This window comes from Dactylosporangium thailandense (assembly GCF_059739745.1).
Map to the genome: position 1 here is coordinate 9,279,568 of NZ_AP029195.1, position 22,191 is coordinate 9,301,758.

A 22,191-nucleotide genomic window follows, 5' to 3' on the forward strand; every position below is an offset into this window, starting at 1 on the left:
GGCCCGTACTCCTCGCTTAGCCTTACCTAAGCAAGGGTTACCTAATCGATTCGCGGAAACAAGGGCTGACCAGGCTTTTTCTTGCCCCTTGAATCGGACAAATGCCGCGGCCGACGCAGCCCGGACACAACCAGGCGCTCGACGATCACCCGCGAGGGAACCGGCCTGGCCCCCAGCCAGACGGCGACCTGCGCGCGCTCGGCCGTCACGTCGTAGTGGTCGCGCTCGAACGCCCGCGGCGGCACCCCGATCAGCTCGGCGAACGCATGCAGCTCGGCCGCCGACACGTCGCTGATGAGATGGGCGAACAGGCGCCCGTGCGCGGGCCACCTTGGCGTGTCGATGTAGAGCACACGCACTAGCGTGCCAGGTATGAGCCTCGTCGAGGAGTTGCGTGCGGCCCTGCCCCACGAGGGCGGTGTCCTGACCGATCCGGACCTGCTGCACTCCTATGAGCACGACGAGGCGGACCTGGTGCCCTTCGGCACCCCGGCGGTCGTCGTGCGCCCGCGCACCACGGGCCAGGTCTGCGCCGTCCTGCGCGCCGCGAGCCGGCACAGGGTGCCGGTCATCCCGCAGGGTGCCCGCTCGGGCCTGGCCGGGGGCGCCAACGCGATCGACGGCGCGATCGTGCTGTCCCTGGTGCTGATGAACGAGATCATCGACATCGACACCGAGAACCGCATCGCCGTCGTCCAGCCGGGCGTGGTCAACGCCCAGCTGCGCCGCGCGGTGGCCGAGCGGGGCCTGTACTACCCGCCCGACCCCGGCTCCTGGGAGCAGTCGACCATCGGCGGCAACGTCTCGACCGACGCCGGGGGCATGTGCTGCGTGAAGTACGGGGTCACCAGCGACCACGTGCTCGGCCTCGAGGTCGTGCTCGCCAGCGGCGAGGTGCTCACGTGCGGCCGGCGCACCGCCAAGGGGGTCGCCGGCTACGACCTGACCAGCCTCTTCGTCGGCTCCGAGGGCACCCTGGGGGTGATCACCGAGGTCACCGTCCGGCTCCGCCCGGCCCCGGAGCCCTCGCTGACCCTGGTCGCCGTCTTCGACACGTTCCCGGCGGCCGGGGCCGCGGTCTCGGCCATCGTCGGCTCCGGGCTCCAGCCGAGCATGCTCGAGGTCATCGACCGGGTGGCGATGGGGGCGATCGAGGCGTACCGCCCGATGGACCTCCCCACGAGCGCCGCCGCGCTGCTGATCGCCTCGGTCGACTCGGGCCCGCGCGCGCCCGACGACCTGGCGGCGATCTCGGCCATGTGCCACACGGCCCAGGCCGCGGACGTCTTCGTGGCCGCGGACGCCGCCGAGGCCGACGCGTTGCTCGCCGCCCGCCGCCTGGCCCACCCGGCCCTGGAGCATTTCGCGGCGCACCTGTTCCCGCTGGGCGGGGGGATCATGGTGGACGACGTGGCGGTACCGCGAACCCGCCTGGTCGAGCTGATCGAGGGCATCGAGCGCATCTCCCAGGAGCACGGCGTGGTGGTCGCGACGGTCGGCCACGCCGGGGACGGCAACCTGCACCCGGTCCTGGTGATCGACCGCTCGGACCCGGTGAGCCTGGCGCAGGGCCAGAAGGTCTTCGACGCCATCATGTCGCTGGGCCTGTCCCTCGGCGGGACGTCGACCGGCGAGCACGGCGTGGGCCTGCTCAAGCGCGACTGGCTGGCGCGCGAGATCGGCCCGACGGGCCTCAAGGCCCACCGCTCGATCAAGGCCGCCCTGGACCCCGACAACATCCTCAACCCCGGCAAGATCTTCTGACGGCACGTTTCCGGGATTCAGCCCGGCCCCGGATTCCCTACCGTTCTTGTCATCACCGAGTTGCCTTTGATGACAGGGAGATAGCGACATGAGCGACGTCGACTACGGGCAGTACGAGGCCGGCCAGGAGAGCGCCGAGCTGGACCAGCTGCACCAGGCCGAGGGTTCCGAGGCCGACTACAACAGCCAGTTCGGCGTGTACGAGCAGGACCACTCCGCCGCCGAGTCCACCGACTTCTCGCAGGGCCACCACGTCGAGTACGACGCCCCCGGCGCCGTGCACTACGAGTCGGACGACTACACCAACTACTCCCACGACGCCTCCGTCGACGACCACGTCTTCGCCGCCGAGGGCTCCGAGTCCTCGCACCAGGCCCAGTTCTCCGAGCTCGACATGCTCAAGGAGCGCTTCGCCTCCGGCTTCGAAAGCGGCACCATGTTCAGCGGCACCAACACCGAGCTCGAAGCCGCCAACTGACCCACTGACACCTCATGCACCGACACCCGAGATGCGGCCCGCCAACCGGCGGGCCGCATCTGGCTTTGCGCGGGCGGACACGAGGTGGCGCGGCGGCCGCACACTGCTGACCATGGGTACTGGAGCCGCCGTCATCTCCGCCGTCGCCGCCTCGATCGCCGCGGTGCTGACCGCCGTGAACCTGTACATCACGGGGCGTCGTGATCACACCAAGTGGGCGCGCGAAGCGCTGGTCGAGGTCATGGTCGCCTTCGTGGACGCCAGCTTCGAGGGCAAGGACGCGGTGAAGCACGGCATCCGCGACGGCAAGCCCGATGCCTGGCCGCCCGCCCCGGATGCCCAGTGCCGCACCGATGCCCTGGCCGCGAAGCAGCAGATGGGGGTGATGCAGTCACGCCTGCGCCTGCTGGCGACGCCCGAGGTGGTCGATGCCGCTCAGGTCCTCAGGGCGGCGAGCGCGGAGTACGTGAAGCTGCTCGACGCCGACCACGCGGTCGCCGTCGAACAGGACGCCGGCCAGCGCAGCAGGCTGTGGACGCTCCGCCAGGACTTCATGAACGAGTCCAAGCGGGCCCTCACGCTTCCGCGGGCCTGGCGCAAGACGCCGCGCACGAAGCCTTCGGAGGCCGCCGAGCTCGAAGCCGCCGGCTAGAGCACGGACGCGCGGTCCGCCTGGAAGCCTCGGACGTCCGGGGCGCCCAGGCGGGCCGCGTCCGCGGTCAGGTCGTCCGGCATGCGCTGGGACTCCTGCTCGGCCGCCACCCGCGCCAGGTAGTGGTCCACCTCGCGCGAGCGCGTCGCGGCGTCCCAGCCCAGCACGTCGCCCATCACGCGGGCCGCGTCCTGGGCCGTGGCCGTCCCGCGGTGCTCCGTCTCGAACGAGATGCGCGTGCGCCGGGTCAGCACGTCCTCCAGGTGCAGGGCGCCCTCGGCCAGGGCCGCGTACGCCACCTCCGCCGCCAGGTACTCCGGCGCGCCCGCGACCGGGCGGCGCAGCTGCGGGTCGAGCGCGAGGACCTCGAAGGCCAGCGAACCGTAGCGCTCGAGCAGGTGCTCGAGCACGCCCACGGGCAGGCCGTGACGGCGGGCCAGATCCGCCCGGTTCGTCCACAATGGATGGTACCCGTCCGCGCCGAGCAGAGGCAGGTCCGCCGTCCGCGACTCCGGCACCAGGCCGCCGTGCCGGCGCAGGCCGCCCAGGCGATGGGCCACCCGGTCGATGACGTCCGCCGCCATCACGCGATACGTCGTGTACTTGCCGCCGGCGATGAGCATCAGGCCCAGCATGGGCTCGACCACGGCGTGGGTGCGGGAGAGCGCCGACGTCTGCTCGTCGCGGCTGTGGGGCTGGCGGTGCCGCGCCTCCCGGGAGAGCAGGGGGCGCAGGCCCGCGTAGACGCCCTCGATGTCCTCCGTGCCCAGGGGGCGGTCCAGCACGGCGTTGACCTGGCCCAGCAGGTATGCGATGTCCGTCGCCGACGCCGCGGGGTGGCCCCGGTCCAGGGTCCAGTCCGTGTCCGTGGTCCCGATGATCCAGTGCCCGCCCCACGGGATGACGAAGAGGACCGACGTGGGCGTACGCAGGATGAGTCCGGCTTCTCCCGTGATGGCCGAGCGCGGTACGACCAGATGCACCCCCTTGCTGGCCCGCACCTGCAGGCCGGCGGACTCGCGCGGGCCCTGACCGGAGAGCATGCCGGCGATGTCGTCCATCCACACGCCGGTCGCGGCGACGACCGTGCGCGCCCGCACCTCGAACTCCTCGCGCGACTCCAGGTCCCGCACGCGCACGCCGGTGACCTCGCGGGCGTCGCGCAGCAGGCCGACCGCCCGGGCGCTGGGCACGATCGCGGCGCCGAGGCCGGCCGCGGTGCGGGCGAGCGTCGCGACCAGCCGGGCGTCGTCGACCTGGCCGTCGTAGTACTGGATCGCGCCGCTGATCGCGTCCTCGCGCAGCGACGGGAAGCGGCGGTGCGTCTCCGCCCGCGACAGGTGCCGGTGCAGGGGCATCCCGCGCGGCGACGAGCGGCGCAGGCGCGCGGTCGCGGCGAAGGCGTCGTAGAGCCCGACGCCGGCACCGTAGTAGGCGCGCTGCCAGACCCGCTGCCCCAGCCCGGCGAAGCCGCGGTGGGACGGCAGCGGCACCAGGATCGGCACCGGACGCACGAGGTGCGGTGCGAGCCGGGACGCGAGCAGGCCGCGCTCCTGGAGGGCCTCGGCGACCAGGCCGAACTCGAGCTGCTCGAGATAGCGCAGGCCGCCGTGGATGAGCTTCGACGAGCGGCTCGACGTGCCGGCGGCCAGGTCGCGGGCCTCGATCAGCGCGACCGACAGGCCGCGGGAGGCGGCGTCGAGCGCGGCCCCGGCGCCCGTCACGCCACCACCGATGATCAGGACGTCGAAACGCTCCCGGCGCAGGCGGGCCACATCGCCGGCGCGGCGCGCGGGCGACAGGCGGGAAGCCTCGAAGCGGGACGTGGAGGGTTCACGGCGCACTACTACACGGTAGCCGCGCCCGTCACGCCGCTGGTGTGAGATGCCCGGGCGGGGGAATGAGACGTGACGTGTCCATCACCGAGCGCATCGTGCGCGCACCCGCCGAGACCGTGTACTCCGTGCTCGCCGACGGCTGGTCGTACTCCGACTGGGTGGTCGGCACCGCACACGTCCGGGAAGTCGACGAGGCCTGGCCGGCGCCCGGGTCGCGGCTGCACCACAAGGCCGGCCCCTGGCCGGTGTCGATCAAGGACCGCAGCGAGTCCCTGGACTGGGACCCGGGGCGGATGCTGCTGCTGAAGGTCCACGTCTGGCCGCTCGGCGCGGGCCACGTCCGGTTCACCCTCGACCCGCTCGACGAGCAGGCGACCCGGATCACGATGCAGGAGCACTTCACCGAGGGCCCGATGCTGGGCGTGCGCAACAAGGTCGGCGACGTCTTCCTGCACTTCCGCAACAATGAGGCCCTCCAGCGCCTGGCCGACCTCGCCGAGCGCCGCCAGGGGTAGTCAGGGGTAGATGCGGCGCAGGGCCGCGTGGATCGCGGCCTGGTACGCGTCGCCGAGCAGGATTCGGTTGCGGGCCAGCGCCGCGCGCGCCGCGTTCGCACCCGGCGCGCCGTGCACACCGCCGCCCGGGTGGGCGCTCGAGCTGGCGAGGTACAACCGGTCGATCGGCGTGTCCGCCCGCCCGAGCCCGGCCGTCGGCCGCCAGACGACCTGCTGGTAGGCCCCGGCCGTCCCGCCGTTGATCGCCCCGTCGACCAGCGAGGGGTTCTTGGCCTGCAACTGCGCGGGGCCGGACACGGAGCGGGCGAGCACCAGGTCGTCGAAGCCCGGCGCGTGGCGCCGCAGCACGTCGGTGACGCGCTCCACGTGGGCGGACACCTGCTCCGCGGTGATGCCGCGCGGGAGATGGGTGTACGCCCACAGCGACTCGGTCCCGAGCGGCGAACGGCTCGGGTCGGCCGTCGTCATCTGGCCCACGAGCAGGAAGGGGTCCTCGGGCGGGCGGCCCGTCGACAGGTCCGCCGCGTATCGCACGGGGTCCGCGCCCACGTGCACCGTGCCGGCCCCGGCGACGTCCGGCGAGATCCACGGCACCGGCCCGGAGAGCGCCCAGTCGATCTTCAGCGTGGCGTTGTCCCAGCGGAAGCCGGCCAGATCCGCCAGCAGCCGCCCGGGCAGATGCTCCGGCTTGATCATCGATTGGTACAGCGGGAGCGCGGGCACGTCCGCGACGACCGCCCGGCGGGCCCGGAAGAGCCGCCCGTCCGCGCAGCGCACGCCGAGCGCCCGGCCGCCGCCCACGATCACCTCCTCGACCGCCGCGCGGCGGTGCACGACGCCGGGGAAGCGGCGCAGCAGGGCCTCGGTGATCTGCTGCGCGCCGCCCTCGGGGACCGGGAAACCGTGCTGCTGCGCCAGCATCGCCAGCAGCCAGCCGAAGCCGCCGCCGGCCGCGTCGTCGGGGGCCAGATCGGTGTGCAGGGCCAGGCCGGTGAGCAGCATCCGGGCCCCCTCTCCCGCGAACAGCTCCTCGCCGAGCACGCGCGCGGGCACCAGGAAGCGCCGCCCGAGCCGCAGCGCGCCGCCGACGCCCGCGGTCCGCGCGAGGCGGGCACCGGCGCGGATCGGTGGGAACGGGGTGAGCAGGGCGGGGACGAGATCGGGGGCGAGGTTGCGCCATTCGGAGTACCACTGCCGCCACGCCTTGCCGTCGCCCGGCGCGAACCGTTCGAGCGACTCGGCCGTGAGGTCGAGCTCGCGACTGATCACGGCGGCGCGGCCGTCGGGGAACTGGTGCGCCACCACCTCGGGCGCGTGCGTCCAGCGCAGGCCGTGCGACTCCAGGCCGAGCGCGAGCAGCGGCGGCGAGGCGGCCGACAGCGGGTAGAACGCGCTGCACAGGTCGCTGAGGAACCCGGGCGCGGTGATCTCGGCCGAGCGGACCGCCCCGCCGGCGTGCTCGGTCGCCTCGAGCACGACCACGTCCCAGCCCGCGTCGGCGAGCATGTTCGCGGCGACCAGGCCGTTGTGCCCGGCGCCGATGACGACAGCGTCGACGGTTTCGGTCATGCCCCTGAGTCTCCCTCTTGCGTCCTCACGTTTTGTCATACCCGACCCGTAGCATCCGGACCATGACAGCGCCGTCGAGACGAAGCTGGGGTTGGTCGCTCGCCCTCACCATCGTGCTCGGCCTCTGGGTGCCGTTCGTCGTCGTGGTGCCGAATGCGGGCCTCTGGCTCGTCGCCGACGCGCTCACCATCGAGGGCGAGTCGGCGCCGCGCGCGCTGTGGCTCGCGGTCGCGGTGACCAGCCTGGTGCTGGCCGGGGTGCCGGCGCTGCTGCTCGGCCTGCTGTCACCGGTGTGGTTCGCGCGGCTGGCGGGACGGCAGTGGGCCCTCGCCGCCGGTTTCGGGGCGCTGCTGGGCGTCGCGCGGCTGGTGCCGCCGACCTATCACGAGGTGTATCTCGCCGTCCTGGCCGCGCTCGCCGCCGCGGCGGCCCTGGTCCACCGGCTCGTCACCGGGCCGCTGCAGCCGCGCATCGAGCCGGACCGCTGGATGCCCTGGCTGTCGCTCGCCGCCGGGCTGCTGCTCCTGCTGCCGTGGCTGTGGGTGGGTGCGCTCGGCGGGGCGGCCGAGACCGTGCTCGCCCTGGTGGCGGCGCTCGCGATCGCCTGGCTCGCGACCCGCCCGCTGCTCACGCTCACCATCCGCACGCCGACGGGCGGCAACGCCTGGGGCCGGGCGGCGGTGGGCGGCCTGCTCGCGGGAGTGGCGCTGGTGCCGCTCGCGGCCGGGGTCGGCGAGCCGGCGGTGCAGCTCCTCGCCCTGCTGTGCGTGCCCCCGGCCGGGTTCGCCCTGGCCGCGCTGCGCCGGGCCGGGATGCCCTCGGTCGTCGCGCTGCTCACGCCGGTGCTGTTCGGCCCGCTCGCGCTCGTCGACCCCGACGAGACCTCGCTCATCCTGGGCCTGCGCGACGGGCTCTTCTGGGGTGCCGTCGGCGCCGCCGTGGCGGGCGTGCTGGCCGTGCTCACCGCGATCGTGCTGCTGATCGCGTTCCGGCGGTGGCGCTGGCACGCCTGGCTCGCCGGGGCGCTCGCGCTCGTGGTGGCCGCGGCGGGCGCGACGGTGTATGTCGGGCTCGGGCGGCCCGGGCTCTACGGCGAGCGGCTCTTCGTGGTCATGCGCGAGCAGGCCGACCTGAGCGGGCTCGCCTCGATGCCCGATCGCGGCGCGCGGGCGCGGGCGACCTACGAGCGGCTGGTCTCGACGGCCGAGCGCACCCAGGCCGCGCTGCGGGCCGACCTGCGCTCCAAGCACGTCGCGTTCACCCCGTTCTACCTGGTCAACGGCGTCGAGGTGGACGCCGGCCCGGTCGCCCGGCAATGGCTCGCGGGCCGCTCCGACGTCGCCCACGTGCTGCTCAACCCGCAGCTGCGCCCGCTGCCGGCCGTCGCCGAGCCGATGCACGGGTCGCGGCCCGCCCCGGCGTCGACGCCCTGGAACCTGACGCTGATCGGGGCGGATCGGGTCTGGGAGCGGTATTCCACCGGCAAGGGCATCGTCGTGGGCAGCTCGGACTCGGGCGTCGACGGCACCCACCCGGCCCTGCGCGGCAACTTCCGCGGCGGCGACGACTCGTGGCTCGACCCCTACGACGGCGCGCGCACGCCCACGGACCACAACGGCCACGGCACGCACACGATGGCCACCGCGGTCGGCAAGGGCGTCGGCGTCGCGCCCGGCGCCGAGTGGACCGCGTGCGAGAACCTGCCCCGCAACCTGGGCAGCATGGCCAACTACGTGACGTGCCTGCAGTTCATGCTCGCCCCCTACGCGCCGGGCGCCGACCCTTGGCACGCGGGCCACCCGGAGCGCGCCCCGCAGGTGCTGACGAACTCATGGGGCTGCCCGGCGGTCGAGGGCTGCGACGAGTTCTCGATGCGCCCCGCGATCGACGCCTTCACGGCCGCGGGCATCTTCTTCGTCGCGGCGGCGGGCAACACCGGCCCGCGCTGCGAGTCCGTCACCGACCCACCGGCGAACTACGCCGCGACCCTGACGGTCGGCGCCGTGGACCGCGCCACGCGCGTGGCCGACTTCTCCAGCCGCGGCCCGACGGCCGACGGCCTGTCGAAGCCGGACCTGATGGCCCCCGGCGTGGACATCCTGTCGGCCCTGCCGGGCGGCGGCTACGACGTGCTGAGCGGCACATCGATGGCCACGCCGCACGTGGCGGGCGTGGTCGCGCTGATGTGGTCGGCCAACCCGTCGCTGATCGGCAACATCGCCAGGACGCGCGACATCCTCCGCACAACGACCCGCCCGGCGACGCCGTCGGGCACCGCGTGCGGCGCCCTGTCGAACACCGTCGGCGCCGGCCTGATCGACGCTTACGCAGCCGTCCAGGCCGCGGTCGCACTCAAAACCCCCTGACTCCCTCAAACCCTGCCCGCCCAGCCCCTCAGAAACCCACCGCCCAGCTCGCACGACTACGCAGAGTATCGATCAAGCCAATCAGTTTTTGTCAATCCTGTATGGTGCTTTTAGCAAGTCGGAACGGGGCACCCTGGAGCCACGTGAACCCCCTCGCCCACCCCTTACCTCTTTCGTGAATCAGGAACTTCCTCCGAGCCTTGCCGCGCGTGACTTCGGGGCGGCGCATCCGCCCAGCCGCAGCGCGGCACACCATCCGCCACACCCGGACGAAGTCGGGGTTGGCCGAGGCGCCGCCGGCGCCCACGAAGACAGGCGTGGTCGGGGCGCCGATGCGCTCGGAGCGGCCCAGCAGTTGCGGGGCCGGCCTCGCCGCCGGACCGACCTCCGCTGCTGGCCTCCGCCGCCGGACCAGCCTCCGCCGCAGGACCAGCCTCCGCTGCTGGCCGAGCTGGCCGGCGGCGCGGCAAGGTGACCGCGGTCGGCCACTCACCGTCGCGCCGACGAGGCCGCTGCAACCGGCCTTTGTCACGGCCGCCCTGGCTGGGGCGGCCGTGACACTGGTGGCGCGCCTCATCCGCCGCTCGGCCCGCACTGGTCGGCGCCGCGACTCGCAACGGAGAGGAAGCCTCCGACACTCGACGTCGTCCTCGCCGACGTGGTGTTGATGTCGGACGGCGACGGCCCGGCTCCGCTCGCCGCCCCGCACGCGGGCGGACATCGAATGCCGCCCGAAGCCCCGATCCGCGGTGCTCGAGCCCACACTGGCCCGCACGAGACTTCTGCGGCATTCGCGGCATTCGCGGCATTCGCGCCGCTCGGGCGGGCCCGCGCTGGCCCGCACGGGGCTTCTGGCGGCATTCACGGCACCGCGCCACGCCGCGCGGCGGCGGGGGCGGTAAGCGGCGGGGGCGGGCGGCGGTGGCGGTGGGTGGTGGCGGTGGCGGTGGCGGCGGTCCAGCCTGACCGGTGCTGCCGGTTTTGTCGGCGCGATAAGTCGGGCATTTCGCTTCTGCCGTGTGTTTGGAGCGTCCGTGGGTGGTCGTTGCCCCCCGCGCGCCGTTGGCCACGCCCGACCGCTCAGGGCCGTCGGTTCTTGGCGCAAAAAGTCGAGCGGTTCGCGCCGTGAAATATCGGATTTATGGCCTGTAGTGCGATATTTGGCTTTTTCTGTTTTTGTCGGATTCCGGAGCGAGGAGATCCGTGGTTTGCGTTTTGCTCACATCCGTGTGACGTGGGCGGACGCGGCCGCAAACAGTTAGGTATGTTTACCAAATGATCGTGGATCTCGACGGGTTTGCCGGGGCCGGGGCGCTGCTCGCCCGGGCGCTCGACCTACCGGAGGACGCCGCCGAGGCCGATGTGCTCGCGGCCCGGCTCGCGGCGCCGCCGAGCGGGCGGGTGGGGGTGCGGGTGGGGGCTTCGGACGGTACCGCCGTCGCGTTCGCGTCCATCAGCGATGCCGACCCGCGGCTCGGGCACGTCGAGCTCCTCGCCGTGCTGCCGGAGGCTCGCCGTCGTGGCGTCGGGGCGGCGCTGCTGCGGGCCGCCGAGGAGCGCCTCGCGGACCTGGGCGCTACGCGAGTGCGGCTCGGCGGCAACCCGCCGTGCTATGCGTGGCCGGGCGTCGACGTGCGGTACACGCCGGCGGTGTGTCTGGCGCGGCGCGCCGGGTACGAGGTGACCGACACCGCCTGGAACATGACCGCGGATCTCACCCGGCTGGCCCCGGCAAACGAGTCGGGGATGGGCGAGTCGCGGCAGGACGAAAAGCGGGCGGAAGAAGCGCGGGTCGACGAAGCGCGGCTCGACGGGCAGGGCGTCAAGGTCCTGCCGGCCGGACCCGACACGGCCTCGTGGGTACGCTCGATCTGGGGCAACGGCTGGGCGTGGGAGGTCGAGGAGTCGCTGGGCCGCGACGGCGCCGGCTGTTACGTGGCCGTGCGCGACGGCGAGATCCTGGGCTTCGCGGCGTACGGCGCCAATCGCCCGAGCTGGTTCGGCCCCATGGGCACCGCTCCGGCCGCGGAGGGGCTCGGCGTGGGACGAGTCCTGCTGCGTCGCTGCCTCGTCGACCAGTATTCGCTGGGTCTGCGGTCGGCGCAGATCGGCTGGGCGGGGCCGATCGGGTTCTACTCCAAGGCCGTTGGCGCCAGGGTGGAGCGCGTGTTCTGGATCTACACAAAGGAGCTGTAAACGCATGTAGGGCAGGCCGTGGGTTCGCCACGGTCCTACCCCACACACGTGCCGCCGGTGCCCGTGATCCCCCGTCATGCCACGGGCGCCGACGTCGTCTACATGTCCGGCTGGTTGCCGCGCTTCTTCTGCAGCGAGGACTGCGTCTTGGTGCGCGCGCGCATCGTCGCCGTGTTCGCGTTGGTGGACTCGCCCGTCATGATCGAGTCGGGCGTGATCGTCATGTCGTCGGTGAGGTCCTGGTCCAGGTAGCCGAGATCGTCTTCGCTGCGGTGCATGCCGCGCTCGATGCTCTGGCCGGAGTCGAAGCTGCTGCTGTTCTTCTTGGACTTGCCCATGATCCCCCCCTCATGTCGGCCCGACCTCACCATATGAGGACCGTTCGCATGTTGACGGCAAAACGCGCATATCCGGGACCTAAGGTCGGGCTATGAACGGCTCAGTGGTGCTGGACGGCTTGCTGGTGATGGACGGGCACAACGATCTGCCGTGGCGCCTGCGGGTGCGTGGGGCCGACGTGGATCTGAGCACCGACCTCTCGAGCACCGGCCTGCACACCGATCTGCCCCGCCTGCGCCGCGGCGGCGTGGGTGCGCAGTTCTGGAGCGTGTACGTGCCGAACGACCGCCCCGAGCCCCAGGCCGCCGTCCAGGTCGTCGAGCAGGTCGAACTGGTCCGGAGCCTGGTCGAGCGCTACCCCTCGGCCCTCGCGCTGGCCACGAACGCCTACGAGGTCGAGCGGGCCCGCTCCAGCGGCCGCATAGCGTGCCTGCTGGGCGCCGAGGGCGGCCACTGCCTCGACAACTCCCTGGTGGTCCTGCGCTCATTGCACAAGCTCGGGATTCGGTACCTCACGCTGACGCACTCCCGCAACACCGACTGGGCCGACAGCGCGACGGACACGCCCGCGTCCAACGGCCTGTCGACGTTCGGCCGCGAGGTCGTGCGCGAGCTGAACCGCCTGGGGATGCTCTGCGACCTGTCGCACGTGTCCGACCAGACCATGCACGCGGCCCTGGACACCTCGGCGCACCCGGCCTTCTTCTCGCACTCCTCGGCCCGGGCGCTGTGCGACCACCGCCGCAACGTCCCCGACGACGTGCTCCTGCGCGTGCGGGACTCCGGCGGCGTGGTGATGGTGACGTTCGTGCCGTTCTTCCTGACCAACGCCTGCCGCGAGTGGGGCGAGGAGCTGGCGCGGGTGGAGGACGCCATCGCCGCACCGTGGGACTCGCCGGAGTTCCTGCGCGAGCGCCAGGCCTGGATAACCGCCAACCCGAGCCCGCCCACGACGGTGCGGGACGTGGCCGACCACATCGAACACGTGCGCGCCGTGGCGGGCGTGGACGCGGTCGGCCTGGGCGGCGACTTCGACGGCACCGAGATCGTGCCCGAGGGCCTGCCGGACGTGTCGGCGTATCCGGCCCTGCTGGCCGAGCTGTCCGAGCGCGGCTGGTCGGAACCGGACCTGCGGAAGCTGGCCTGGGACAACACCATGCGAGTCTTCAAGGCCACCTGCGGCTGAGGACAGCAAAGCGGGCCGGCCCCCAAGGGGAGCCGGCCCGCGTTGTTGGAGCTGGTGGACTCAGAAGTCCATGTCGCCGCCGCCGGGCGCGGCCGGCGCCTTCTCCTTCTCCGGCTTGTCCGCCACCACGGCCTCCGTGGTGAGGAACAGCGCCGCGATGGAGGCGGCGTTCTGCAGCGCGGAGCGCGTCACCTTGGCCGGGTCGATGATGCCCTCGGCGAGCAGGTTGACGTACTCGCCGCTGGCGGCGTTGAGACCGTGGCCGGCCTCCAGGTTGCGCACGCGCTCGACGACGACGCCGCCCTCGAGGCCCGCGTTCACCGCGATCTGACGCAGCGGGGCGTCGAGCGCGACCTTGACGATGTTCGCGCCGGTGGCCTCGTCGCCGACGAGGTCCAGCTTGTCGAACGCGGTCTTGCCGGCCTGCACGAGGGCCACGCCACCGCCGGGCACGATGCCCTCCTCGACGGCCGCCTTCGCGTTGCGCACGGCGTCCTCGATGCGGTGCTTGCGCTCCTTGAGCTCGACCTCGGTGGCCGCGCCGACCTTGATGACCGCAACGCCGCCGGCCAGCTTGGCCAGGCGCTCCTGCAGCTTCTCGCGGTCGTAGTCCGAGTCGCTCTTCTCGATCTCGGCGCGGATCTCGGCGACCCGGCCGTTGATCGCCTCGGCGTCACCGGCACCGTCGACGATGGTGGTCTCGTCCCGGCTCACCACGACCTTGCGGGCGCGGCCGAGCAGACCCAGGTCGGCGTTCTCGATCTTGAGGCCGAGGGTCTCGCTGATGACCTGGCCACCGGTGAGGATGCCGATGTCGGCGAGCATCGCCTTGCGGCGGTCACCGAAGCCGGGAGCCTTGACGGCGACCGACTTGAACGTGCCGCGGATCTTGTTCACGACGAGGGTCGCCAGGGCCTCGGCCTCGACGTCCTCGGCGATGATCGCGAGCGGCTTGCCCGCCTGCATGACCTTCTCCAGCACCGGGAGGAGGTCCTTCACGGCGGAGATCTTCGACTCGACGATCAGGATGTAGGGGTCGTCGAGGACGGCCTCCATCCGGTCGCTGTCGGTCGCGAAGTAGGGCGAGATGTAGCCCTTGTCGAAGCGCATGCCCTCGGTGAGCTCGAGCTCGAGGCCGAAGGTGTTGCTCTCCTCGACGGTGATGACGCCTTCCTTGCCGACCTTGTCCATCGCCTCGGCGATGATCTCGCCGACGGTGCTGTCACCGGCGGAGATGGAGGCGGTGGAGGCGATCTGCTCCTTGGTCTCCACGTCCTTGGCGAGGTTGGCCAGCTCGTCGGCGACGGAGGCGACAGCCGCCTCGATGCCGCGCTTGAGGGCCATCGGGTTCGCGCCGGCCGCGACGTTGCGCAGGCCCTCGCGGACCAGCGCCTGCGCGAGCACGGTGGCCGTCGTCGTGCCGTCACCGGCGACGTCGTCGGTCTTCTTCGCGACCTCCTTGACCAGCTCAGCGCCGATCTTCTCGTACGGGTCCTCGAGCTCGATCTCCTTGGCGATGCTCACACCATCGTTGGTGATGGTGGGGGCGCCCCACTTCTTCTCGAGCACGACGTTGCGGCCCTTAGGGCCGAGGGTCACCTTGACGGCGTCGGCGAGCTGGTTCATGCCCCGCTCGAGACCGCGGCGCGCCTCTTCGTCGAACGCGATAATCTTGGCCATTCGGCGTTGTCCTCCTGGACACTCACGATTCGCCACGACCCCGTGGGGCCGGCGGCTCACCGCCTGCTTTCGCACCTTCGAGGACCCAGGCGGGATCCCCGGCGGTCGGGCCGGATGAGCCCGCGACGACCAGCCTCAGGTGGTTGCCCACCAGAGGACTGCACCGTCCCGACCTTGGCACTCACCGGTTGGGAGTGCCAAGTCCTTGTTTAGCACTCTGGCCCGTCGAGTGCAAGCAATCAGGCAAGCCCGCCAGGTGAACCGGCGGAGGAGGCCCGGCGGGCGCTGAGCCGCACCTCATCGACCAGTTCCGCGGTGCGCAGCGTGGCCGGATCCGGCTCGTGGCGGCCCTCGCGCACCTGCGCCGCGAAGGCCTCGAACGCGCGCCGGAACTGGTCGTCGGCGGGCAGCCGCTCCTCGTGCTCGCCCTGGGCGTCCGTGATACGCACCACTGGCTCGAGGCCGGCCGGGGCGGTGAACGCCCGGTCGAGCAGGAGCCGGCCGGTGGAGCCCCAGGCCGTGTACCACGACCCGTACGCGTGCTCCAGCCCGAACCGGACCCCGACCATCACCCCGCCGGCCGAGACCAGCAGCGCGCTGCCGCCCACGTCGACCCCCGTGCCCGGGTCCTCGCGCAGGCAGGCGCCGACGAGCTCCAGCTCGCCGAAGAGGTCCTGGGCGGCCCGGATCGGGTACACCCCGAGGTCGAGCAGCGCCCCGCCGCCGAGCTGCGGGGAGTACCGGACGTCGGTCGAGGGCAGCGGCGGGATGCAGAACACGGCGTCGAACGAGCGCGGCTCGCCGATCCGCCCGGCGGCCAGCAGCTCCCGGACCGCCCGGTGCTGGGCGTGGTGCGGGAAGACGAAGTTCTCCCGCAGCACCAGCCCGCGCGCCGCGGCCAGCTCCACCAGCTCGCGGGTGTCCGCGGCCGAGGTGGTCAGCGGCTTCTCGGCGAGCACGTGCTTGCCGGCCTCGAGCGCGGCCCGCGTCCACTCGTGGTGCAGGCCGGTCGGCACCGCGAGGTACACGGCGTCGACGCCGGGGTGGGCGAGCAGCTCCTCGTAGCCGACCGGCTCGCCGCCGAACTCGGCGGCGTACCGGGCCGCCTTGTCCTTGTCCCGGCTGGCGACCGCCGCCACGACGGTGCCCGGGCACGCGACCAGGGCCGGCAGCGCCTTGCGCTTGGCGATGCCGCCGCAGCCCAGCACGCCGACCCGCAGCGGGGCGCTCACCAGGCCCCCCGCAGACCGGTCACGAGCGTGCGGGCCTGCACGTTGACGTAGTGGCTGTGCCGCAGCAGGTCGGCGAGCTGGTCCAGGGTCATCCAGCGGTGGTCAGGCGTCTCCTCGATCTCGACGTCGTCGGCGGGCTCGACCACGACGTAGCGGCTCTCCGCGCGGTAGAAGCGGCCGCCCTCCTCCGACAGCACGGTGTCGTACCGGATGCTCTCCCGCGGCGCGTTGAGCACCGTGTCGAGGTGGGCCGGGCGCTCATGCGCGGGCCGGTGCCGGTAGCTGTCCGGGGTGCACTGCACCGTCGGGGCGAGCTCGACCACGTCCAGGTAGCCGGGCTCGACCCGGGCGTTGACCAGCACGTGGAGCACGTCGTCGATGCGCCGGGCCAGGAACGCGGCCAGGCCGAGCCCGTGCGGCTCCAGCAGCGGCTGGCGCCACGCGGCGATCTCGCGGCCGCGGGCCTCGACGTCGACCGCGATGACGCTGAAGTACCGCCCCTCCTCGTGCGAGATCGCGTCGTCCTCCCGGTGCCAGCGCTCGACCTGGTTGAGCGGGACCAGCCGGGTGACGACCTCGTGCCGGCTCTGGCAGTCGGTGATCCAGCTCATGATCTCGCCGGTGGTGTGCTGGGCCCGCTCCCCGGTCAGCGAGCGCACGGTGGCCACCGCCCAGTCGTCGTCGGCGTGCGAGAACGCGCCGCCGAGGCCGGGGCCGGAGAACGGCAGGCAGGACAGCACCGTGCGGGAGTCCATGTTCACCAGGTTGTCCACGTTGAGCAGCCGGTGCAGCTGACCGATGGTCACCCAGCGGAAGTCCTCGCCGACCGGCACGTCCTCGTCGATCTCGACGATCATGTTGCGGTTGCGCTTGCGGAAGAACCAGGAGCCCTGCTCGGACTGCAGCACGTCGGCGATGATCTGCTCCGGCCGCGCCTCGCGGAAGTGCCGCAGGTAGGGCACCGCCCGGCCGCCGTGCACCTGGGTGTAGTTGCTGCGGGTGGCCTGGACAGTGGGCGAGAGCTGCAGGTCGTTACAGTTGCCCGGCTCGGTCTTGGCCTGCATCAGGCAGTGCAGCACCCCGTCGAACTCGCGCACGAGGATGCCGAGGATGCCGATCTCGGGCTGGTGGATGATCGGCTGGCTCCACTGCGGCACCGGGCCGTAGTCGCTGCGCACGTGCAGGCCCTCGATGAGGAAGTACCGGCCGCTGGCGTGCCCGAGGTTGCCCGTCGCCGGGTCGAAGGACCACTGCCCCAGCTCGGCGAAGGGGATGCGGGTCACCTGCTGGCGCAGCGCGGCCGCGCGGCCGGCCCACCAGTCGTGGAACTCGTCGTTGGGGGTGACGGGGCTGTCCAGGGCCATCGCCGAGCGGGCGATCCGCTCGGCGAGGGACACCCGCAGGTCCCGCACGCCGGTTGCCGTGTTCATGCTTGGTCTCCGATCCGTGAGAGGTGACTCAGGACTTCGGTAGGACTGGGAGCCGCCTCGGCCTCGGCGCGCAGAACACCGGCGCGGGACGCGAACGAGGGCTCCTCCAACAGCCGCTCGACGGCGTCGCGGATGAGCGAGTCGTCGGGGTCGGGCGAGCCGAGGTCGATCGCCGCGCCGGCCTTCGCGAGCTGGGCGGCGTTGAGCTTCTGGTCGGGTACGCCCGGGCAGACCACCTGCGGCACGCCCTGCACCACCGCGGTCATGAAGGTGCCGCCGCCGCCCGGCGAGACGATCGCCGCGCAGCCGGGCAGCAGCTGGGCGAGCGGGGCGTGCTCGAGCAGCACGACGTTGTCCGGCACCGCCCCGAAGCCGGCCCGGTCGCGCGCGGCCACGGTGACGACCACGTCGACGCCGAGCTTGGCCACGGCGGCCACCACCCGGGCGGCGTCGCTCCCGCCGCCGCCGTAGCGGCCCAGGACCGAGCCCCAGGTCACGCAGACCCGCGGCCGGCCCGAGTTCCGCGGAAGTGGTCCGGGCCAGATGGCGTCGCGGTTGTACGGCACGTGCCGCACCGCCTGCCGGGGCCCGTCGGGCTCGAGCTGCAGGCCGGGCGGGCAGGGGTCGATGGTGAACGCCCCGCGCGGGTCCGGCACCGCGACCCCGGCGCGCTCGGCGAGCGGGGCGAGGGCCTCGACCTCCCACCGGCGCAGCGTCTGCGGGAAGTCGACGCCCCACAGGTGGCGCACGTGCGGGAGGCCGGCCCGGGCGGCCACGATCGGGGCCGCGTACGTCGTCGGCTCGTGCACGATGACGTCCGGCCGCCACCGCTCGACGAGCTCGGTCAGGCCGGGCAGCATCGCCCCGGCCATCGCGGTGAAGATCGACAGCGGGTGCCCGACCGGGCGATCGGCCGCGCGGGCGCGGGAGGGCGCGGCGGGCATGTTCGGGATGAGGGCCGCGAGGTCCACGTCGGCGCCGATGCGCGCGGCCGGCAGCCCGGCCGCGCAGATCTCGGGCACGATCGCGGGCTGGCCGGCGACGAGGACGTCGTGGCCGGCCAGGCGAGCGGCCCAGGCGAGCGGGATCATCGGGTGCAGGTGGGACGGCCACGCCCAGCTGGTGAAGAGCAGGCGCATCAGCGGGTCTCCGTCCGGCCGAGGACGCGCCCGGGGTGCACGGGCAGCGCCAGCGGGGACCGCACGATCGGGCTGTGCTGCCAGCCGACTTCCCGCGGCGGTACGGCCAGGGTCAGCTCCGGGCACCGGGCGGCCAGCGCGGCCAGGCCGGCGCTCGCCTCGACCCGGGCCAGCGGGGCACCCAGGCAGTAGTGCGGCCCGTGCCCGAAGGCGAGATGCCGGGGCTCCGCGCGGCCCAGCAGCAGCCGGTCGGGCTCGGCGTTGGCCGCCGGGTCGCGGTTGGCGGCGGCGAAGGACACCATGACCGGGTCGCCGGGCCGCAGCTCGGCCCCGCCGAGGTGGACGGGCTCGGTCGGGAACATCCAGAACGACGTCTTGACCGACCCGTCGTAGCGCAGCAGCTCCTCGACCGCGTCCGCGCAGCGCCCGGGCTCGGCGTGCAGGGCCCGCCACCGGCCGGGGTCGGCCAGCAGGTGCAGCACGCTCGTGGCGAGGAACCCGAGGGTGGTCTCGTAGCCGCCGATGAGCAGCACGAACAGCGTCGAGCGCAGCTCGGGCCCGGTGAGCCGGTCGCCGTCGGCCGCCGCGGCGGCGAGGGTCGACACGAGCCCCTCCCCCGGCGCGCGGCGGGCCGCGGCGATCAGCTCGTCGAGGTAGTCGAACAGGCCCCGCACCGCCGCCTTGCGCCGCCGCGCCGACTCCTCGGGCCCGGCCTCGGCGTCGTCGGCCACGATCGCGCGGATCCAGCCGCGGAACCGGTCCCGGTCCGCCTCGGGCACGCCGAGCAGCTCGCAGATCACCATCGCCGGCAGCGGCTCGGCGAACGCCGTCACGAGGTCTGCCGCGTCCCGCCCGGCGAGCCCGTCGACGAGGTCGTGGGCGAGCCGGTCGACCTGGGCCCGCAGGCGCCGGACCGGCCCGGCCGCGAAGACGCCGGAGACGAGCCGGCGCAGCCGCGCGTGGTCGGCGCCGTCGGTGATGCCCACGTGCGGCGCCATGACGCTCGGGTCGGCCGTCGGGTTGGCCCGGTTGGCGGCCAGCCAGTCGGCGCGGGCGTTGCGCGGGTCGCGGCTCATCCGCGGGTCGGTGAGCAGGGCGCGCGCCTCGGCGTAGCGGGTCACGAGCCACACCCACTGCCCGTCGCCGGTGCGGGCGCGGTGCACGGGGCCGGCCTCGCGCAGCCCGGCCAGGAACGCGTACGGGTCGGCGTCGTGGACGGCCGCGAACGGGTCCGGGAGCACCTCGACCGTCACGACGCCACCTCCGCGAGCAGCGGCACCAGGGCGGGCGGCGGCGGGGCGGCGGCGTTGTCGGCCGCCAGGCGGCCCGTGGCCGACGCCACCGTGGGGTCGCCGAGCAGCTCCTCCACCGCGGCCGCGACGAGCGCCGGGTCGGCCTCGGCACCGGGCACGCAGCGGCCCGCGCCGGCCTCGGCGACCCGCTCGCCGTGGTCGAAGTTGTCGTTCACGAACGGCATCGCGATCTGCGGGACCCCGTGGGCGACGCACGTCATGGTGGTGCCGGCGCCGCCGTGGTGGATCGCGACGGCGGCCCGGGGCAGCACCTGGTCGAGCGAGAGCCAGCCGGCCGCGACGACGTGCGCCGGCAGCGGGCCCAGCTGGTCGCGCACGGCCGGGTCGACGGCGAGGGCGACCGCGAGGCCGAGGGTGCCGAGGCGCTCGACGATGCCGAGCAGCAGCGCCTGCACGGCGGGCGCGCGGCCGAGGAACGATCCCGCGGTCACCACGGCGAGCGGGCGCCCCGGGTCCCCGAGGTCCCCCGGAGCCTCGGCAGCGCCGTTGTACGGCACGTAGCGCATCCGGCGGCTCGCAGGCTGCCGCGGCAGCTGGAGCTCCGCGGGGCAGACGTCGAGGCGGAGCGCCTCGCGGGGGCGGCCGGGCAGGCCGAAGCGGGCGTAGACCGGCGCCAGTTCGTCGTGCGCGGCGTCGTGCAGCTCGCGGCGGCTGGCGATGCCGTACGTCTGGATCGCGAACGGCACCCCGAGCGCGGCGGCGGCGATCGGCCCCGCGAACTCGGTCGGCTCGGTCAGCACCAGGCCAGGACGCCAGGACTCGACCAGGCCGGCGAGTCCGTCGACGGTCCGCGCGGCGAGCCGGCCGAAGCCACGGCCGGTGCCGGTCAGCAGCTCCCGCCGGTCGGCCGACGGTTCCGGGCGCATCACGGCGCGCGGGTCGAAGGGGTCGGTCGCGGCCACGACCGGCAGTCCGGCGGTGGCGGCGTAGGCGACGAAGGGCTCGGGCGTGGCGACGAGCACGTCGTGGCCGGCCGCGCGCAGCGACCAGCACAGGGATACGAGGGGCAGGAAGTGTCCGTGCGCCGGACACGTGGTCACGAGGACGCGCATGCGGGAAACTCCAGACGACGGGGGCCCGCGGCCGCGGGGACGTGACCGCGGGCTCCAAGCAAGCACTGGAGCGGGGCTCAGGCCCGCTCGGCGACCAGCACGTGGAACGGCAGCCCGGGCACCTGCCGCTGGACGATGTTCGTGAAGCCCGCGTTCGTGATCATGTCGTGGTGGGCCTGCTGCGAGTGCACCTCGCCGGCGGCCGTCCACGACAGCATGAGGATCGAGAAGAGGTACGGCTCCGGGTCCTCGGCCGGGGCACCGTCGCGCACGAAGCTCACGACGCCGAGCCGGCCGCCGGGCTTGAGCGCCCGGGCGGCCCGGGCCAGCAGCTCGGTGCACCGCTCCTCGTCGAAGTGGTGCAGCACGTTGGTGACGAGCACCAGGTCGTGCGGGCCTTCGTAGCCGACCTCGAACATGTCGCCGGCGATGAACCCGGCCCGGTCGTGCACGCCGAGCTCGACCGCGTGCTTCTCGGTGATCGGCAGCACGTTGTCCCAGTCGAGCCCGGTCACCCGGGACTGCGGGAAGCGGCGGGCGAGGGTGAAGCCGTAGAGGCCGTGCCCGCAGGCGACGTCGAGGATCGACAGCGGGTCGCGGCCGGCCGCCCACGGCTCGAGCAGGTCGCCCATGACCTTCGCGGTCGGCAGGGTGACGGCGGAGGCGTACTCCGCGAACGTCTCCCAGTAGGCGAAGCCCGGCGTCTCGGCGTTCTGCTCCTCGACGGTGCCGCCGTGGCGCACGGCGTCGGCGAGGCGGCCGAGCGAGTCCCACTCGAAGCGGCTGACCACGACGCGGGTCATGTCGCCGAGGTAGCCCGGGGCGGAGCTGACGAGCACGTCGGCCGCCCCGTCGGCGAGGGCGTACCGCTCGCCGTCGGCGGTGAGCAGCCCGACCGCCGCCAGGGCGTCGAGCAGGATGCGCATGCCGCGCGGGTCGGCCCCTGCGTGTTCGGCCACCGCCGCGGCCGTGCCGGCACCGCCGTGCACGGCGTCGAACACGCCCAGCTCGACGGCGGTACGCAACAGGCTCGTCTTCTTGTAGGCGCGCATCATCTCGTTGACGCTCGCGCGAGTAACGGTCATGGCAACTGCGCCGACCACTCGTAGAACGGCTTCGCCTCGGCGTCGCGCATGGTCGGCCACTGCGGGTCGTACGGCGTGATGAGTGTCGACATCTGCCGGTTCACCTCCTGGAACAAGGGGTGGTCACGGTTCTCGTAGAGGCGCTGCCGGAACTCCCCGTCGGCCTCGACCAGGTGCAGGTACAGGCCGCGGAAGCCGTAGAGGGTGCGCCGTTGCGCGCCGATCTGCCGGGGCAGGTCGGTGCCGTCGTGGGCGCCGAAGACCTCGGCGATCCGCTGCTCGTTGCCCTCCGGCAGGCGGCCGATCATCAGAATCTTGTGCTTCACGCGGCCAGCTTGGCAGCGACGGATTGAACCG

At 73.2% G+C, this 22,191-nt stretch carries 19 protein-coding genes; 7 read left to right on the forward strand and 12 right to left on the reverse strand.

Annotation, left to right across the window (positions count from 1 at the left end):
* Positions 1-41 precede the first annotated feature (41 nt).
* Positions 42-353 carry a DUF4031 domain-containing protein gene (locus AC6JBM_RS41305; RefSeq protein WP_497979219.1) on the reverse strand — a complete coding sequence of 104 codons (312 nt, stop codon included), beginning with the start codon at positions 351-353 and terminating at the stop codon, positions 42-44.
* Between the two features lie 19 nt (positions 354-372).
* Between AC6JBM_RS41305 and AC6JBM_RS41310 the strand changes: the two genes are divergently transcribed.
* The 3 genes from AC6JBM_RS41310 (at position 373) to AC6JBM_RS41320 (ending at position 2,894) form a co-directional block, all read left to right on the forward strand.
* Positions 373-1,764, forward strand: coding sequence for an FAD-binding oxidoreductase (locus tag AC6JBM_RS41310; protein ID WP_497979220.1), 1,392 nt, complete (start codon positions 373-375; stop codon positions 1,762-1,764).
* A gap of 88 nt (positions 1,765-1,852) precedes the next feature.
* The gene (locus AC6JBM_RS41315) at positions 1,853-2,242 is read left to right on the forward strand and encodes a hypothetical protein (protein ID WP_497979221.1); all 390 of its coding nucleotides are present in this window, start codon (positions 1,853-1,855) and stop codon (positions 2,240-2,242) included.
* A gap of 112 nt (positions 2,243-2,354) precedes the next feature.
* On the forward strand, positions 2,355-2,894 hold the full coding sequence (locus tag AC6JBM_RS41320) for a hypothetical protein (RefSeq protein ID WP_497979222.1): 540 nt from the start codon (positions 2,355-2,357) through the stop codon (positions 2,892-2,894).
* Here AC6JBM_RS41320 and AC6JBM_RS41325 read toward each other — a convergent pair.
* A complete protein-coding gene (locus AC6JBM_RS41325) occupies positions 2,891-4,738 on the reverse strand; it encodes a glycerol-3-phosphate dehydrogenase/oxidase (RefSeq protein WP_497979223.1) in 1,848 nt (615 codons plus the stop codon). The two genes, AC6JBM_RS41320 and AC6JBM_RS41325, sit on opposite strands and share 4 nt — an antisense overlap.
* A 68-nt stretch (positions 4,739-4,806) precedes the next feature.
* On the opposite strand from AC6JBM_RS41325, the gene AC6JBM_RS41330 reads away from it, so the two are divergent.
* The gene (locus AC6JBM_RS41330) at positions 4,807-5,247 is read left to right on the forward strand and encodes an SRPBCC family protein (RefSeq protein ID WP_497979224.1); all 441 of its coding nucleotides are present in this window, start codon (positions 4,807-4,809) and stop codon (positions 5,245-5,247) included.
* Here the strand turns inward: AC6JBM_RS41330 and AC6JBM_RS41335 are convergent, their stop codons facing one another.
* Positions 5,248-6,816 (reverse strand): phytoene desaturase family protein, encoded by a 1,569-nt coding sequence (locus AC6JBM_RS41335; protein WP_497979225.1) that lies wholly within the window; start codon positions 6,814-6,816, stop codon positions 5,248-5,250. It lies immediately after the preceding gene.
* Positions 6,817-6,878: 62 nt separating this feature from the next.
* Here AC6JBM_RS41335 and AC6JBM_RS41340 point away from each other — a divergent pair, with 62 nt between their 5' ends.
* Complete coding sequence (locus tag AC6JBM_RS41340) at positions 6,879-9,182, forward strand: S8 family serine peptidase (RefSeq protein WP_497979226.1); 2,304 nt, start codon at positions 6,879-6,881, stop codon at positions 9,180-9,182.
* Positions 9,183-10,457: 1,275 nt separating this feature from the next.
* Positions 10,458-11,378, forward strand: coding sequence for a GNAT family N-acetyltransferase (locus tag AC6JBM_RS41345; protein ID WP_497979227.1), 921 nt, complete (start codon positions 10,458-10,460; stop codon positions 11,376-11,378).
* 98 nt (positions 11,379-11,476) lie between these two features.
* Here AC6JBM_RS41345 and AC6JBM_RS41350 read toward each other — a convergent pair whose 3' ends face one another.
* Entirely contained in the window at positions 11,477-11,716 is a 240-nt protein-coding gene (locus AC6JBM_RS41350; RefSeq protein ID WP_350609912.1) for a hypothetical protein, read from the reverse strand.
* A gap of 92 nt (positions 11,717-11,808) precedes the next feature.
* On the opposite strand from AC6JBM_RS41350, the gene AC6JBM_RS41355 reads away from it, so the two are divergent.
* Complete coding sequence (locus AC6JBM_RS41355) at positions 11,809-12,903, forward strand: dipeptidase (protein WP_497979228.1); 1,095 nt, start codon at positions 11,809-11,811, stop codon at positions 12,901-12,903.
* 60 nt (positions 12,904-12,963) lie between these two features.
* On the opposite strand, the gene groL is transcribed toward AC6JBM_RS41355, so the two are convergent.
* The 8 genes from groL to AC6JBM_RS41395 form a co-directional block, all read right to left on the reverse strand.
* A complete protein-coding gene (gene groL, locus AC6JBM_RS41360; RefSeq protein ID WP_497979229.1) occupies positions 12,964-14,583 on the reverse strand; it encodes a chaperonin GroEL in 1,620 nt (539 codons plus the stop codon).
* A 239-nt stretch (positions 14,584-14,822) separates the two neighbouring features.
* Entirely contained in the window at positions 14,823-15,815 is a 993-nt protein-coding gene (locus AC6JBM_RS41365; protein ID WP_497979230.1) for a Gfo/Idh/MocA family protein, read from the reverse strand.
* Entirely contained in the window at positions 15,812-17,245 is a 1,434-nt protein-coding gene (locus AC6JBM_RS41370) for an NDP-hexose 2,3-dehydratase family protein (protein WP_497979231.1), read from the reverse strand. Before AC6JBM_RS41370 ends, AC6JBM_RS41365 begins: the two co-directional genes overlap by 4 nt.
* Positions 17,242-18,384, reverse strand: coding sequence for a nucleotide disphospho-sugar-binding domain-containing protein (locus tag AC6JBM_RS41375; protein WP_497979232.1), 1,143 nt, complete (start codon positions 18,382-18,384; stop codon positions 17,242-17,244). The genes AC6JBM_RS41370 and AC6JBM_RS41375 overlap by 4 nt, the downstream gene beginning before the upstream one ends.
* Positions 18,384-19,637: a cytochrome P450 family protein gene (locus AC6JBM_RS41380; protein WP_497979233.1), complete on the reverse strand. Its 1,254-nt coding sequence runs from the start codon at positions 19,635-19,637 to the stop codon at positions 18,384-18,386. The genes AC6JBM_RS41375 and AC6JBM_RS41380 overlap by 1 nt, the downstream gene beginning before the upstream one ends.
* Positions 19,634-20,749 (reverse strand): glycosyltransferase, encoded by a 1,116-nt coding sequence (locus AC6JBM_RS41385; RefSeq protein WP_497979234.1) that lies wholly within the window; start codon positions 20,747-20,749, stop codon positions 19,634-19,636. Before AC6JBM_RS41385 ends, AC6JBM_RS41380 begins: the two co-directional genes overlap by 4 nt.
* Positions 20,750-20,826: 77 nt before the next feature.
* Positions 20,827-21,834: a class I SAM-dependent methyltransferase gene (locus AC6JBM_RS41390; protein ID WP_497979235.1), complete on the reverse strand. Its 1,008-nt coding sequence runs from the start codon at positions 21,832-21,834 to the stop codon at positions 20,827-20,829.
* Positions 21,831-22,160 carry a TcmI family type II polyketide cyclase gene (locus AC6JBM_RS41395; RefSeq protein ID WP_497979236.1) on the reverse strand — a complete coding sequence of 110 codons (330 nt, stop codon included), beginning with the start codon at positions 22,158-22,160 and terminating at the stop codon, positions 21,831-21,833. The genes AC6JBM_RS41390 and AC6JBM_RS41395 overlap by 4 nt, the downstream gene beginning before the upstream one ends.
* Between the last annotated feature and the right edge of the window lie 31 nt (positions 22,161-22,191).